We start from the raw sequence: 14,219 nt of genomic DNA on the forward strand, positions 1-14,219 counted from the left end.
CATGCCCTTGTGCGTTGGTTATTTCGACCCCGGTAACAGTGGTGAGCGGATTAGCCTCTGCAGCAAAGCATGGACTTTTAATTAAAGGTGGAAGTTATTTAGAAACTGGACATCAATTAAAATTAATAGCCTTAGATAAAACTGGAACCTTAACTGAAGGTAAACCAGTAGTGACTGATTTTATTGTTCATGATAAGCGTAGAACAAAAGACGAGTTGCTTCTCATTGCTGCAAGCCTTGATAGTCATTCAGAGCATCCTGTCGCACATGCTTTAGTAGCCTATTGGGAGCAAGAACAACCCCGTTCTGAATTATTAGAGATTGATGAGTTTGCGGCACTCCCTGGTCGTGGCGTGAAGGGGTTGGTGCAAGAGGAACTGTTTTATGTAGGGAATCATCAACTGGCTGAAGACAATCTCGTATGCAATCCTGAAATAGAAAAAGAGCTGAAACGATTGGAGGAAGAAGGAAAAACCACAATTATTTTAAGCAATAACACTACTGTACTTGCTTTGTTTGCGGTGGCCGATACGTTACGTCAATCCAGTCAGTGGGCTATTTCAAGGCTTCATGAGCAAGGTATAAAAACAGCGATGCTGACAGGGGATAATGCAGTAACGGCACAGGCGATAGCCAAACAGGTAGGTATTGATGAGGTGAAGGCCAATGTATTGCCTACGGATAAACTGCAAGCGATTAATCAATTGTTAGAACAATATAAAGCGGTAGGAATGGTAGGGGATGGTATTAATGATGCGCCTGCTTTAGCCAAAGCAAGCATTAGTTTTGCAATGGGAAAAGGGACAGATACCGCATTGGAAACAGCCGATGTAGCCTTGATGAATGATAATTTATCCATGCTGCCTTTGTATATTGATTTGAGTCGCAATACAGCAAGGATTCTTCGACAAAATATTACATTATCTATTGCCATAAAAGGCGTGTTTTTCGTTTTAGCCCTTGGAGGTATTGCTACTTTGTGGATGGCTGTTTTTGCGGATATGGGGGCTAGTTTAATCGTTGTAGCGAATGGATTGCGGCTTTTGAACTCTCATAAAGGGCATGCGGAAATTCAAGAGGCTTAAGAATAACGAAAAGAGGAATAACTCGATGGCTCAAGCAAGTGATATGAGGTGTCTTATGGTTGATTCTTTGCTTTTTTTAGTAGTCGATGATTCCTTGGGCGAACGAATTCTTATACGCACTCAATTGCAGAAATTGAATCATAAGGTGGATATGGCCTGTGATGCGAACGCTGGTTTGGATCTTGCTTTAATGAGACGTTATGATGTGATTTTAATTGATAAGAATTTAACACAAGGATTTAATTGTCAGGAGTTGGTTATGCACATTCAAAAGTATTCGGAGTTGAATCAAGCAACGCCTATCGTGATATTGACGAAAAATCGTCACATAGATGAAGTACAACCGGAGGCAATGCAGTGTGTGAAGCCTTTTACATCACAAGATACCTTAAAGCTGATTGAATCAGTAATCCGGCTAAAGCGCACTAAATGAAGTAGCTGCTCTTGATGTTATTGAGTTATCACAGGATATCTATTTTTGAGGAATAAAAATGAAAACAAGAACTGCAAGCGGGTTATTATTTTGGACGATGTGCATTGGCTTTTGGGGAATCGGGTTAGTGTCTTGTACTTCGACTCAATCAATCCCCAAGGAGGCTCATCCTGAAAGTCAGTATGCTGGGGGCTTTGGTGGTAATGGGGAGCATGTGCATGAATTACATAACAAGAAAGTTCAGGAACACTAAATATGGAAATGAATCTATGGACTTGGTTACTGCTAGGGGTGTTGGGTATTGTACTTGTAGGTGTTTTGGTTTTTCTCAAAAAACAGAAGAAAACCATTCACTTTTATTCTTTTTTAATCATCCTTTTAATCTTAGCAGCTATTTTTTTTCATGGAGTATGGTTTAAATTGCAATAATCTGACACTGATTATTGAGCGAAGAGTAGGGGATTTGACTCCATAGAGGAGTAAGTCCATTTGTGTAGGGTATTGTGCTTTTAGTTCCGGGGCTAGTGACTATTCGAAGCACATCAACGAATTAATGATGTCCATGTCCGTGTCCATGGGGACGATATCCACCAAATGATTTATTAACTGATGTTTCATTTTTGATGTCATCCTTAGGGTGGACACAGGAGCATAATAAAGTGACTGAAATTAAAAGACAACCTCTCCAATTTTTTAATAAGGTATGTTTTGTCATATATTTTCTTTCTGTATGGACTTATTACACATTATAGACAATGAGGCATTGAATATTAAAGAAATCGATTCGGATTTTAAATTAATTAACATACTGACTTAAGTAAAAATATAGGTCATTTTGTATTATTTTTTGGAGTGATCACCAGAAAAATTCTATTAAAGAATTATGAATGAGCGGAGATTCTAAAGTCTCGTTCTAAATAGGAGGCGGTAATGAACACTGATGCAATCCCACGACGTTTTGTGATTCCATTGGGTGCCCGATTGTTTATTGGATTTATGACACTTGGATTACCTTTATTAATATTGATTATGCTTTTAGTGCCCAAAGTAAACTATATAATCCACCTGAGTCATAAAATTCAAAATGAGAATTTGCCGCCCATTCTTGATTCCCAAATTTATCAAGCTCAAGACATTTTGGAGCATTGGGCAATGACAGGAGACCCAAAAGATAAGACTTATTTTGACCATATATGGAATGAAATTCATCAAGTTAGAGTCCAGGGTGATCAAGTAATCCAAGTGTTAGATAATCAAGAAATACAACATAAATGGAAAAAGCTTCAACAACTTTATAAATCTTTGCATCAAACTCAAGCATCAATAATAAATACTCCAAGAGATCCTAATAATCCAGATAATGTAGAAAATAGCAGGAACAAAACACGAGCCATTCAAAAATCAATGATAGATCTCATTGTTGGTCCTTATTCGGAGATAACGGGTAAAAGAGAAGGGGGGCTATTTAGAGACTTATCCAAAGAAATTGAATCCCATATAAATGAAATAGATAAGGATTTAATTTCTTTAAAAGAATCTGCTTTGTGGCTGTTGATTTTAGCAATTGTTTTAACAGTGATTGTCCCTTATATGACACAGCGAGCATTATCTATTCCACTGGATTATGCAATAAATGCTGCTGAGCGAATTGCCGCAGGAGAGCGAGACGTAGCAATCGAAATCCTATCATCAGATAAATTAGGGAAGCTGCTTTTATCCCTAAAAATCATGCAAGATGCAATAAAAAAGAATGAAGAAATGCTTCGTACTAAAGAGGAGGAAACTCGAGTGTTATTGGAAACACTGATTAATTCTTCGAAAAAATTTAGTCTACATAGCAGTAAAGTTGCTTCCGGTGATCTTCGTCATCGTCTTGAAATTGAAAACGAAGGCATATTACAAGATTTGGGTCGAGATTTAAATTCCATGACGGATAGACTTTCATCGATAACAAAAAAAATTACACAAGCCAGCAGTGATATCGTCACGATGGTTGGAACGGTACTTATTTCTGCTAATAAACAAGCAAAAGAAATTAGTTCTCAAGCATCTGCGATTAATCAAATCAGTGCTTCATTGGAAGAAATAGACCATAGTTCTAAAAATACTATGGCTAAAGCTCAGGTTTTACGAGAATTGGCTCAAAATACCTATGAACAGGGAAAGCGAGGTGCTCATTCTGTGGAACAAAGCATTCTGGGTATTAGGACCTCAGAGGAAAAGATGAAACTTATTGCGCAAACTATTCTGGATTTAAGTAACCACATGCAACAAATCAGTGAAATTACTTTAGTAGTAAATACGCTTGCCCAACAATCCAAGATGTTAGCATTGAATGCATCAATTGAAGCATCAAAAGCAGGAGAATCGGGAAAAGGTTTTGCCGCAGTGGCCACTGAAGTAAAAAACCTTGCAGAGCAATCAGAACAGTCCACGGTACAGGTGCAAAAAATTCTTGAGGACATACGGCGCAGCACGGAAAAAGCGGTCATCGTTACCGAGGAAGGAGCTAACACTCTTGATTCAGAAATTAAGCTTATTGAGAAAGCAGGCGACGTTATTCATGCACTAAGTAAAATGATTAATGAAGCATCGATTTCTAGCCAACACATCGAGGTGTCTATCAGGCAAGAAGCAGTTGGAATTGAGCAAATAGTGGAGAGCATGAATGAAATTAATCGTGCTACCGCAACTTTTTCTAGTGGCATAGAGGAAATGATGGCATTTATTCATCATTTAGATGATATTGTGAAACACCTAAAAGAGGATATTAGTCTTTATAAAGTTTAGAGGGTTTCATTTTAATTAATTCATGGCAGAGTGTGATTTTTAATGCAGTTATATATCTACAGATGCTTTTTAAAGATACACCGAATTATTGCTATTCCATTACTCAATCGATTAATAATGTTTTACTTCAATAATTAATTATTTTTAATAATCACTGGGTTTTTGTATGCATGATGATATTCATTCAATTGTTCCATGCTTTCAATTAAATTTGGAGGACATCGATAAGCCTTAGCATAAATGGCATGTATACTGATGTCGGTTGTATGACCAGGTTGAGAGTGGTATCTTTCTATTGATGTGTGATGCTTTTCAAATACAACAAGGTTTGCCCCCAATTTGGCTCCTTCATTTTTAAGAAAATTTATGTCATCGGTTTTTAGATTTTTCTCTAAGCCAAGCGTAAAATGAAGTTTTTTTCCATGTACATCACTATTAAATATTTTCCCTAAAAATTCACATGATTTGGCCATTTTAGTACTTTGATTATAGATAACCACCACTTTCTCTGCATTTGGTTCTAACGATCGAGGAACACAGCCTACAATTAATTGTAGGGCTAATATAATTAAAATAAATATTCCCTTAATCATTAAATATCTTATTAATGTATATGTTTACTGAATATTAATCATAATGCATTATCAATTGAAATAACATCATCTACGTTCTAATGATCGGCACCCAAACGGCACGCTCCCGTAGACAATTGCACACCGTGAAAGACAGCTAGTGTTTTTTGGAAAAAAGCACAAGAGCGCAGAATGGTAATGTGTTCGATTCCCGACGCTAACCATATAACTTCTTGATTTATAATTATTTACTTTATACTTATTTTCAAAGGGATTTTTCGGCTTATTCATCTCCATAATGTTATTTAATTATATTGTAATTCCTCAATTTAAACCTTTTGACTCTTATAGGTTTTGTATTATATTTAACTGCATCATGCAGCTAGTCAGATTTTTTTCTTTGTTTTTCACGATTAAGTGGCTCTACAAAACGTGTGGGGAATTTTTATGTTTCAGAGATTAAAAAAGGGGATTGTTTTTCCATGTAATGTAAATGCAATACTTCTTTTTTATTAATGGAAGCAAGAAACTCAAGGTAAAACTCCTCTTCCATATCAATATGTTCTGAATCATTTTTTTGCCTACAGAATTCAAAAAGATTTTTTTCTTCTTCATCAGGAGGGATTAAATCGAATATTGAGCTGGCAATTAATTGGTTCATTTCTTTAGCTGCTTTATAAATTTTAACTCTTCTTTTGGAATTGATTGGTCAGTCAAAGTACTTTTATGGATACTTTGTATCAATGTGATAGTTGTATGTAACTTTTAGCATTATTTGGCAGGGAAATTTGTACTTTAGATGGCATGCTTAAGCTGTACCAATTAATAGGCATTCCCTAGCAGCCAGGACTACTTCATGGGTAATATTTTTTATATCATTCAGCTTTAAAATTCTATCAATCTGCATAAATAATCTATTTATTAATCGAAAATTGCCATTGGTTATACGTATGATGGCTGTCATTGCTTCATGATCAGCAAAATCATCTGGCTTAAATGTTAAATTTAACTTTTTCCAATGATGTTCTAACATAAATATCATTTCTTCTTTTGAAAGAACCCTGTACTCATGCGCAAATCCGATTCTTGAATATAGCTGGGGATATCTTGATAATTTTTTTTCTAAACCAGGCATTCCAATAAAAATAAAGCTTACATTTAATTGATCGTATAACGCTCGCAAAATTTCTAAGGCGGTAACATTCAATCGCTCTGCCTCATCAATAATGATGAGTTTAAAGTAATCCTTATAATCCACAATACTGGCCTCTATTAAAGAATCAATATGCTTTGCAGATAAATCTGGTTGTTCGTATCTTATCCTGTTAATGTTTGCTTCTTTTACTATTTGATTGAAGATTATTTGTTCCTTTAAAAGCTGATTATTCATTTGATAAGGCGAGAATGGAGGCATCGGTGTATACAAAATAGTTTTACAATCATATAACTCTTTCGGAGCTTCACTTGTGATAAGCGTTCCAAATTGATCTTTTGGAATAGAGTCTTTTAGAGGCTTGTCACTATAATGTTCTGCCGATTTTGTTTTTCCCACACCTGGTGGCCCGTAGCAAATTCCAATGTATTTGTACTCCATGCATGCGTCGCAAAATTCTTTAAACCGGAGATATCCTTTCGTCGTAATAAATTCGTTGTCATTCATATTGGTATCTTTTAATTGTGATATTTTTTTGTTTTTCTGGCTTATTTATAGATTCTTTTGGCAGAGTACCTGGTATTTTTCCAGGACATTGTAAAATTGCATCGACTAATGATTGGCGCTTTTTTATATTGTCACGTAGTTCTTTTTTTCTTTGGCTTCTGGCTGCGATAATTTCTTTTAAGCTAGTAGTACCGCTATCTAAATCCTGTGAAATAGCACGGCATAAAAACTTACCTTGATAAAAAACATAAATTTCCGCCATATCTCTTGGATCGTAACGAATTAGCACTTCTTGTCCAATAAAGCCGGCTAACGTTGTAGAAAAATATCGTAATCCTTGGAATTTTATGCCTTCTCTGTGAACTTTTCTTGGCTTCGTAATTGTTAATAATAGTAAGTCGAGAACTTCTTGGCTTTTAGGAAGTTGCGGTAAAAATTGATTGGCTTGCCAGTGTTGAACTGGTGGAATCTTCGTTGTGCTATGGACGCTATGGTTATAGTCACTGAGGATAAATGCCTTTAGCTTGGACTCAAAAATTTCTAAAGTAAAACATTTATCTTTTTGAGTCATTATCCCATTCTGGAGATAACCAGGTAGATCTTGCAGAAATTGTTGATTAATTGTGCCAAAAAATCGTTCTACCTTACCTCTGCCCCTTGGCTTCCCAATACCTGAAAAAATTAATTGGATCTTCAATGAAGCACAAACCTCTTCTATATGTTTTGAAGTAAAATCGGAGCCATGATCAGTGTATAGTATTTCTGGGACCCCACAAATAGGCCAATTACTTTCACTCTTTTTCCATATAGCCTGTCTTAATGCTAATGCAGTTTGTTGGGCTGTTGGGGCATTAAAGCTTAGGTAATAACCAGAAATTGCTCGGCTATAATCATCAATAATAATGGTTAACCATGGTCTTTTCAGCTCTCCTTTACCATCATGCACATAAATATCAAGCAATGTATGATCAGCTTGCCAAATTTGATTTGGTCTATCAGCTTCTCTTATATAAAGAAGATCAAATTTTTGTTGATACGATTTTGTTCCATCACGTGCCAGGCAAATCAAATCGGGAGGAATATTTTTAATTATCTTTGCAACAACCCCATAGCTAGGCTTTGGAAGTTTATGATCTTGTGCATAAAGTAAAATTTGACGATGAATAGAGGCAACCGTTCTTTTTTGTTTTTGTAAAACTAATCCTTCTATAATATTCACTAAATTATCAGATAATTGCCGATATTGCCCTTTATCTCTCCACCTTTTTTGTTCTAATCCCTTTAAGCCATTATTTTTGTATTGATTAACCCAACGATGCAAACTTCTAATGGGGATTTCTTTGTCTTCAGAAATGAAGGTTAGTGTTGAAATATTATCCAAATAAGGTTGAATGATCTTAAATTTATAAATCGCATTCTTTTTAGTCATTTTGATTAAACTAGTCCATTAAATGTATAATAAAAAACGGTCGTTATTATACATATATTTTGGATATACAAAACAGTTTATATTTTTATTATTAATTGTATAATTGATACCATCATTTAAAGTTAAATGTAAACAAGTTAATTTTTGATTAAATTATGACCAAAACAATTGCCTATATTCGCGCCTCCACCGATAAGCAAGATTTGAACAATCAAAAACTGGAAATTTTTGAATTTGCCAAAAAACATAAACTTGAAGTAGATGATTTTATCCAGATGACGATTTCAAGTAGGAAAACTAGCAAAGAACGTCGTATAGATGAAATGCTTGCCGCATTAAATGGTGCGGATACTTTAATTGTTACTGAACTAAGCAGATTGGGAAGAAGTACCGCAGAAGTTATTGGTTTAGTCAATGAACTAATAAAAAAACAGGTACGGGTAATTGCCATAAAACAAAACCTTGATATTAAACAGCATGATATGACATCAAAAGTCATGATTACCTTATTTTCTCTTTTTGCTGAGCTTGAGCGTGATCTTATTAGCCTTAGAACTAAAGAAGCGCTTGCCAATAAAAAGTCACAAGGAATTCAGTTGGGTAAGCCAAAAGGCACGATTCAGAAAAGTAAGTTCGATAAAGATGCGGATAAAATTAAGGAACTTTTAGCATTAGGTTTGTCTGTTAGGAAAATCTCAGTTTTTTTAGGATATAGCAATCATATAGGCCTCAATGCCTATGTTAAAAAGAGGAAACTACGAGCGGCTATTCCGTAACATGATTGTATTTAACTGCATTTACCAATTGCAAGAATTACATTACGAATTTTAGAAATAATTTTTTTTGAAATTAAAATTAATAAGGTATTTATATAAATACCGAGTGTACAAGAGGATACTACATGGGTTGCGAATGCCATCAAGCTGCTGTCATAGCAGATAGAAAAGTGCTAAAAATAGCATTAACATTAAATTTTGCCATGTTTGTTGTAGGATTAATTGCGGGAATTATAGCAGAATCTACAGGGCTTATTGCAGATTCTTTCGACATGCTTGCTGATGCATCCGCATATGCTTTGGGTCTCTTAGCAGTAGGTCGAGCTATGCGTTTTAAAACCACAACTGCAGCGCTTAGTGGAGGTTTGCTATTAATTTTAGGAGTCGGAGTATTAGTTGATGTTGGGCGGAGAACTTTATTAGGTAGCTCTCCTATGAGTACTATTATAATAAGTATTGCTTGTATATCCCTGGTCGTAAATGGTGTTGTTTTGTATCTACTTCGCCGATTTAGGAATGGAGAAATCCATCTTCGTGCTACGTGGATTTTTACCAGAGCTGATGTTATTGCAAATCTAGGAGTTATCTTGTCAGGAGGATTAATAGCAATAACAAATTCTCGCTATCCTGATTTGATTATTGGAACTGCTATTGCTCTGTATGTCATAAAGGAAGCATTTGAAATTTTAGGCGAAACTCATAAAACACATCTTGAATCCAAGCAAAATTAATGGTTGGGAGCACGTCTATAGTGCCAATTAAAAGTCTAATTTTCCTGCCAAATAAAAGGAAAAGTTACAAGGAAACCCATGGATTTATTGGATCGTCAAAATACGAAAAATCAAAAGTTTGTGATAGATAAGATTTTTCATCCTTTGGATGTGCATTTTGACACAAATTCATTATCTGCCTGGCTGTCCTATTATTACTCAGTCCATGTGAAAGGCGCTCCTGAAAAAACAGAGCAAGCAAAAAAGAAAGACTTATCTAAATTCATGCAATTTTTTCAAATGGAAGTAGGGCACGACGTAGTTGACAGTTGGACTCCTGCAGTCAGTAAGCATTTCCAAAAGAACTTATTAAAGACAATTTCTGAGAAAACCGGAAAACCTTTTAAAGCAACATCAATTAATCGTACCATGGCAACCATTCGTCATGTTGGTCGGTGGCTCCATCAGCAGCGCCCATTATTGGCAGGTGATCCTCTAGCTCAGGTTAAGGATTTACAAACCGATGCTCCCGATTGGAATGGATTATCTTCCAGACAATTAATGCGTTTAAAATCAGCGTGTGAACAGCGCATCAAAAGTTGTACTCGAAAAAATCAAAATCCTTTGATGGAAACCGCCCTTTTTTATGTATTATTGGGTACAGGGCTTCGTGAATCGGAAGTGGCTTCGTTAAATGTAGGTCAATATCGACAGAAGAGTTTATGCGAGGTACTACGCCATAAGTCTAAACGTATTAGCCAAAAAATTCCTTTGCCACAAGAGAGTAGGGGATATTTAGATCAATATTTAAATACTAGAAATTCTAACGAGGACGAGCCTCTTTTTGTAACACGTTATGGTACTCGCTTGCAAACCCTTGATGTTTACAGAATTTGCCAAAGAATTTTAAAACAAGCATCGGCATTTTTGCCTGAGCAAGAGAAGTTTGAATTTACGCCGCATAAACTAAGGCATACTTTTTTAAAGAAAGTGACCGATAAATATGGAGTGCACTTTGCTCAAGAACTTAGTGGTAATGTGTCTATTAAAGAAATATTTAGATATGCCAAGCCTAGCCAGGACGAGATACAAGAAACTATTGAGAATCTTTTTGCTTAACGGTGGTGAAAATGGATGAAAAAAGTTATTGGGTTTACATGTTGCTCTGTGACAATAATACCTATTATACAGGATATACAGATAATATTGAAAAACGGTATCAGTCGCATTTGAATGGAACTGGTGGTTGTAAATATACACGAAGCTTTAAACCCATAAAGTTAGCTCAAGCCTGGGAAATTAAAGAAGGAAAGGGCAGGGCGATGCAATTGGAGCGGTTAATTAAAAAATTAACCCGATTGGAAAAGGATAATTTGGTAAATGAACCTAATTTACTGATGAATAAATATAACTGAGGCCATCATGGATTTTAAAATTATTCCTATCCAAGTAGAGCACATTGAAGCTTTTTGGTCTGCGGTAGACAGTGTGGCTTATATTTATTTTCTTATTATGTACTCAACAGAGACTAAGTTCATTATAATTGAGTTACCTAATTATGCTTAATTATCTGATCTATTTTAAAGGCTTTTACAATGACTCTGGATTTAATTCTTACTAAAGATGAACTGCAGAAAAAGATTTATGAAATACGTGGTATCCACGTTATGCTTGATAAGGATTTAGCAGATTTATATGGAGTTAAGCCGATTCGCCTTAGAGAACAAGTCAAGCGTAATATTAAACGTTTCCCAGAAGATTTCATGTTTCAATTAACTCCCGATGAGGTGGAAATCTTGCTATCGCAAAATGCGATACCTTCAAAAAAGAGTCTTGGAGGGTTTCTGCCTTATGTATTTACAGAGCAAGGTGTGGCTGGAATATCAGGTGTATTAACAAGTGAGAGGGCGATAGCAGTTAATATTACTATTATGCGAACTTTTGTGGAAATGCGTCGATTTCTCTCACTTAATGGGGAGATCATTAATAGACTTAGCATCTTGGAAAAACGTCAAATTGTACACGAGATAAAGGCCACAGAGCAGTTTGAAAAAATTTTCAATGCATTAGAGGACAGAAGGGATCATAATGAACAGGGAGTATTTTATGATGGCCAAATATTTGATGCATACCTTTTTGTTTCAAAATTAATTAGAGCAGCAAAATCATCAATAATTCTTCTAGATAATTACATCGATGAATCAGTGTTAGAACAATTGGCAAAGTCAAAACCTAATGTGCAGATTTGTATATTGACTAAGAATATTAGTAATAATTTAAAACTAGACATTAAAAAATATAATGAGCAATATAAAAAAATGGAATTTGTTCAGTTTAGTTTATCTCATGATCGATTTTTAATTATTGATGATCACGATATTTATCACATTGGTGCTTCATTAAAAGATTTAGGGAAGAAGTGGTTTGCTTTCTCGAAACTAGAGTGTGAAAGTTTTGGTCTAATGGAACAAATAAAAAATGCAATAAAAACGAGCTTGAGTCACAATTTATGACTCAACCGATCTTTTCATCCAATTAGCCTATCGGTTACCCCCTAAGTTATCTAATGGCGTATACATCAGATAAACAGAGCCAATGGCTTAAAATTCCTTAGAAGAGGGGAGGGATATCTATCAAATAAAATCTCTTAAGTCTGAATACTTTTGAAACCAAGCATAGTAAAATAAGAGAGCGTTCATATCACTCAAATAATATCTCTTTTGTCAGAGGTGGGGTTACTTCATTACTGTCAAGTAGCTTGATAGCTTTATCTATATTATCAATAAAAAATCCTCTTCCTATCAATAACCGAGTAATTTTTCGATAATCATTAGGATAATTGTTGGGGTCTAATTGACCTATATTTTTTTTCAATGCACTTAGTGTTCTTTCATATTCTAAATGTTGCTGAACCTGGTCTTGTTCAATTCGAATAAAATCTTGCAGATCTTCTGGGCTAGGTTCATAAAAAGAGGCATATGGGCGCAGTTTAATCGTTTCTCCGCCTAATAATTTTAATTTGCAACCATTATGGTTATATTTTATAAAATAACCTTTTAAAACATTCCCGGAAGAGTTAACGACAACTTTATGGTAGATGGGAAGTTTCCAATCATCACTTATAAGCATTCGATTATCATTAATAGAAGGAACGTTGGTTTTAAAATCACAATCAATAGATTGTGGCTGAATACAAACTTGTTTTTGATCAGATTGACGAATTCCCTTTATCAATTCACCTAACTCATTCACCAATAAAACATCTTGTGTTAATAATTCTACGTCAAAGTATTTTAAACTAGCGCCAATAGAAATTTTAGAGGCTAATTTTTCTAATTTGCGTTTCGTATAGATTATATTTTCAATATGGCATTTTAGAATGAAAAGTTCAAAATCGGTTGCATTAGTAATACGCGTTAATTCTTCTTGAAGTAGAAATGGCATTTTGATGGTTTGAGTAGTCATATAACTATTTTACATATAGGTTAAAAGGGAAGAACATCCTAAAAGAACTTCAATATAATCAAATTTTATTTCATTGAATACTATGGCGGATCGATTATTTTCTTAGGTCTGATAACACGATTCTCAGATTTAAGAAGGGCGACCCAACTTTTCCCATCTTGCTGACACATAAATTTATTTTGATTCTGATAAGATTTCTTTCTTATGATCAGCCAGTAATTTGAGAGACTCATTTTTATTAATAAAAGAGACAGGTAAAATCCAATCTATAAAGGTAATCACTGTCTTATCCAAAACAGTTGGCTCAACACCGTAAGTTTTTGCAGCAAGTTCGGAAAGCTCTTTTATGGTGATATAGGTTTGTTTTTCTTTTTTCTCTAGTTTTGATTGAACTGAATAAGAGTGAAAAAGGAATATGCCAATAATAGCTATTGGCGCTAAGTATTTATATGTATTTCTTATAATGCTTTTCACTTAAATATCCTTTTTAAAAATTGATAATGCTAACTAACTTAACTATCTATTCCAATAATCAAATGAATTTAATTGATTATTGGGATGCATATTGCTAAAGCTGGAATGATGATTAATATGGTGATTAATGGAGTGATTGAAATTAAATCCAAATGGACTTCCTCCTGCATCATAGGAACCAATCATAGGCAAACCAGTAACAGGATTTACTCTAAAAATATTATGTGGATTATTATTGATTAATTGCTGGTGGTTAATAGAAAGATGCTCACCCTGATTTAATATACCATGTCCCTTAATTACATTAGGTAAAATATGTCGTTTAAAAAATTCATTTTCCATGTAATTAAAATTAGCATCTTTTGATGTAATGGCTTTTTGATATTCGAGATAGCCTGGTGGTGGTTCTAATACAAAATCCTTAATTCTAATAAGCAATTGCATTAGTTTTTTTATACGATCAATTAACACCTCCTTTTGAAAAAATAGTTTCATTTTTTATCCCACTTTATAATTAATCCCTTCACAAACGCGCAAAGGCACGCGCTCTTTATTTATTCCATTGGCCATTATTCTAACTATACAATAATAGTACTTCATAAGGATTGCGCCTAGTTGTATTTCCTGATTCTACACACACCACGCAATGTGATTGCTTTAAAGAATTTGCGCATAACCATATGATTTATATATAAATAACTAAACAACCCTTTAAAAACGAGTAATTTAAAGTAAAATCCCTATGTATACAATTGTATGCATATACCCCTTGTAAAATCAATGGATATCAACTTAAAAATACAGTTGTATACATAAATAATACTA

Annotated in this window: 18 protein-coding genes; 10 read left to right on the plus strand and 8 right to left on the minus strand. The window is 34.5% G+C overall.

The features are described from left to right. From A8O27_RS17520 to A8O27_RS19100, 4 genes are all read left to right on the plus strand, one after another. The coding region (locus A8O27_RS17520) for a heavy metal translocating P-type ATPase (RefSeq protein WP_154669255.1) at window positions 1–1,085 on the plus strand (1,085 nt) is incomplete at its 5' end. Between the two features lie 25 nt (window positions 1,086–1,110). Next, window positions 1,111–1,518, plus strand: a complete 408-nt coding sequence (locus tag A8O27_RS17525) for a response regulator (protein ID WP_235810605.1) — start codon at window positions 1,111–1,113, stop codon at window positions 1,516–1,518. 58 nt (window positions 1,519–1,576) lie between these two features. Continuing rightward, window positions 1,577–1,771: a hypothetical protein gene (locus tag A8O27_RS17530; protein ID WP_058461044.1), complete on the plus strand. Its 195-nt coding sequence runs from the start codon at window positions 1,577–1,579 to the stop codon at window positions 1,769–1,771. A 2-nt stretch (window positions 1,772–1,773) separates the two neighbouring features. Next, entirely contained in the window at window positions 1,774–1,947 is a 174-nt protein-coding gene (locus A8O27_RS19100; RefSeq protein WP_169816522.1) for a hypothetical protein, read from the plus strand. Between the two features lie 121 nt (window positions 1,948–2,068). Here A8O27_RS19100 and A8O27_RS18865 read toward each other — a convergent pair whose 3' ends face one another. Then, window positions 2,069–2,233, minus strand: coding sequence for a hypothetical protein (locus A8O27_RS18865; RefSeq protein WP_154669256.1), 165 nt, complete (start codon window positions 2,231–2,233; stop codon window positions 2,069–2,071). A gap of 215 nt (window positions 2,234–2,448) precedes the next feature. On the opposite strand from A8O27_RS18865, the gene A8O27_RS17535 reads away from it, so the two are divergent. Then, complete coding sequence (locus A8O27_RS17535; RefSeq protein WP_064115145.1) at window positions 2,449–4,308, plus strand: methyl-accepting chemotaxis protein; 1,860 nt, start codon at window positions 2,449–2,451, stop codon at window positions 4,306–4,308. A gap of 134 nt (window positions 4,309–4,442) precedes the next feature. Here A8O27_RS17535 and A8O27_RS17540 read toward each other — a convergent pair whose 3' ends face one another. From A8O27_RS17540 to A8O27_RS17555, 4 genes are all read right to left on the minus strand, one after another. Continuing rightward, window positions 4,443–4,901: a DUF4156 domain-containing protein gene (locus A8O27_RS17540; protein WP_058460628.1), complete on the minus strand. Its 459-nt coding sequence runs from the start codon at window positions 4,899–4,901 to the stop codon at window positions 4,443–4,445. A 424-nt stretch (window positions 4,902–5,325) separates the two neighbouring features. Continuing rightward, window positions 5,326–5,541 (minus strand): hypothetical protein, encoded by a 216-nt coding sequence (locus tag A8O27_RS17545; RefSeq protein WP_058460627.1) that lies wholly within the window; start codon window positions 5,539–5,541, stop codon window positions 5,326–5,328. Window positions 5,542–5,688: 147 nt separating this feature from the next. Further along, window positions 5,689–6,540, minus strand: a complete 852-nt coding sequence (locus tag A8O27_RS17550) for an AAA family ATPase (protein ID WP_058460626.1) — start codon at window positions 6,538–6,540, stop codon at window positions 5,689–5,691. Beyond that, on the minus strand, window positions 6,533–7,969 hold the full coding sequence (locus tag A8O27_RS17555; protein ID WP_058460625.1) for a TnsB C-terminal domain-containing protein: 1,437 nt from the start codon (window positions 7,967–7,969) through the stop codon (window positions 6,533–6,535). The genes A8O27_RS17550 and A8O27_RS17555 overlap by 8 nt, the downstream gene beginning before the upstream one ends. A gap of 155 nt (window positions 7,970–8,124) precedes the next feature. Between A8O27_RS17555 and A8O27_RS17560 the strand changes: the two genes are divergently transcribed. The 5 genes from A8O27_RS17560 (at window position 8,125) to A8O27_RS17580 (ending at window position 11,968) form a co-directional block, all read left to right on the plus strand. Then, window positions 8,125–8,745 (plus strand): recombinase family protein, encoded by a 621-nt coding sequence (locus A8O27_RS17560; RefSeq protein WP_058460624.1) that lies wholly within the window; start codon window positions 8,125–8,127, stop codon window positions 8,743–8,745. Between the two features lie 125 nt (window positions 8,746–8,870). Further along, on the plus strand, window positions 8,871–9,476 hold the full coding sequence (locus A8O27_RS17565) for a cation efflux transmembrane domain-containing protein (RefSeq protein ID WP_058460623.1): 606 nt from the start codon (window positions 8,871–8,873) through the stop codon (window positions 9,474–9,476). Window positions 9,477–9,554: 78 nt separating this feature from the next. After that, window positions 9,555–10,574: a tyrosine-type recombinase/integrase gene (locus A8O27_RS17570; RefSeq protein WP_058460622.1), complete on the plus strand. Its 1,020-nt coding sequence runs from the start codon at window positions 9,555–9,557 to the stop codon at window positions 10,572–10,574. Between the two features lie 11 nt (window positions 10,575–10,585). After that, window positions 10,586–10,870 (plus strand): GIY-YIG nuclease family protein, encoded by a 285-nt coding sequence (locus tag A8O27_RS17575; RefSeq protein WP_058460621.1) that lies wholly within the window; start codon window positions 10,586–10,588, stop codon window positions 10,868–10,870. Window positions 10,871–11,050: 180 nt separating this feature from the next. Further along, window positions 11,051–11,968 (plus strand): ORF6N domain-containing protein, encoded by a 918-nt coding sequence (locus A8O27_RS17580; protein ID WP_058460620.1) that lies wholly within the window; start codon window positions 11,051–11,053, stop codon window positions 11,966–11,968. Window positions 11,969–12,155: 187 nt separating this feature from the next. Here A8O27_RS17580 and A8O27_RS17585 read toward each other — a convergent pair whose 3' ends face one another. The 3 genes from A8O27_RS17585 to A8O27_RS17595 form a co-directional block, all read right to left on the minus strand. Next, window positions 12,156–12,920, minus strand: a complete 765-nt coding sequence (locus A8O27_RS17585; RefSeq protein WP_058460619.1) for a hypothetical protein — start codon at window positions 12,918–12,920, stop codon at window positions 12,156–12,158. A 174-nt stretch (window positions 12,921–13,094) separates the two neighbouring features. After that, the gene (locus A8O27_RS17590) at window positions 13,095–13,394 is read right to left on the minus strand and encodes a hypothetical protein (protein WP_176580215.1); all 300 of its coding nucleotides are present in this window, start codon (window positions 13,392–13,394) and stop codon (window positions 13,095–13,097) included. Between the two features lie 42 nt (window positions 13,395–13,436). Beyond that, complete coding sequence (locus A8O27_RS17595; protein WP_058460618.1) at window positions 13,437–13,889, minus strand: hypothetical protein; 453 nt, start codon at window positions 13,887–13,889, stop codon at window positions 13,437–13,439. Window positions 13,890–14,219: the final 330 nt, after the last annotated feature.

The organism is Legionella bozemanae (assembly GCF_001648595.1).
Lineage (GTDB): Bacteria > Pseudomonadota > Gammaproteobacteria > Legionellales > Legionellaceae > Legionella > Legionella bozemanae.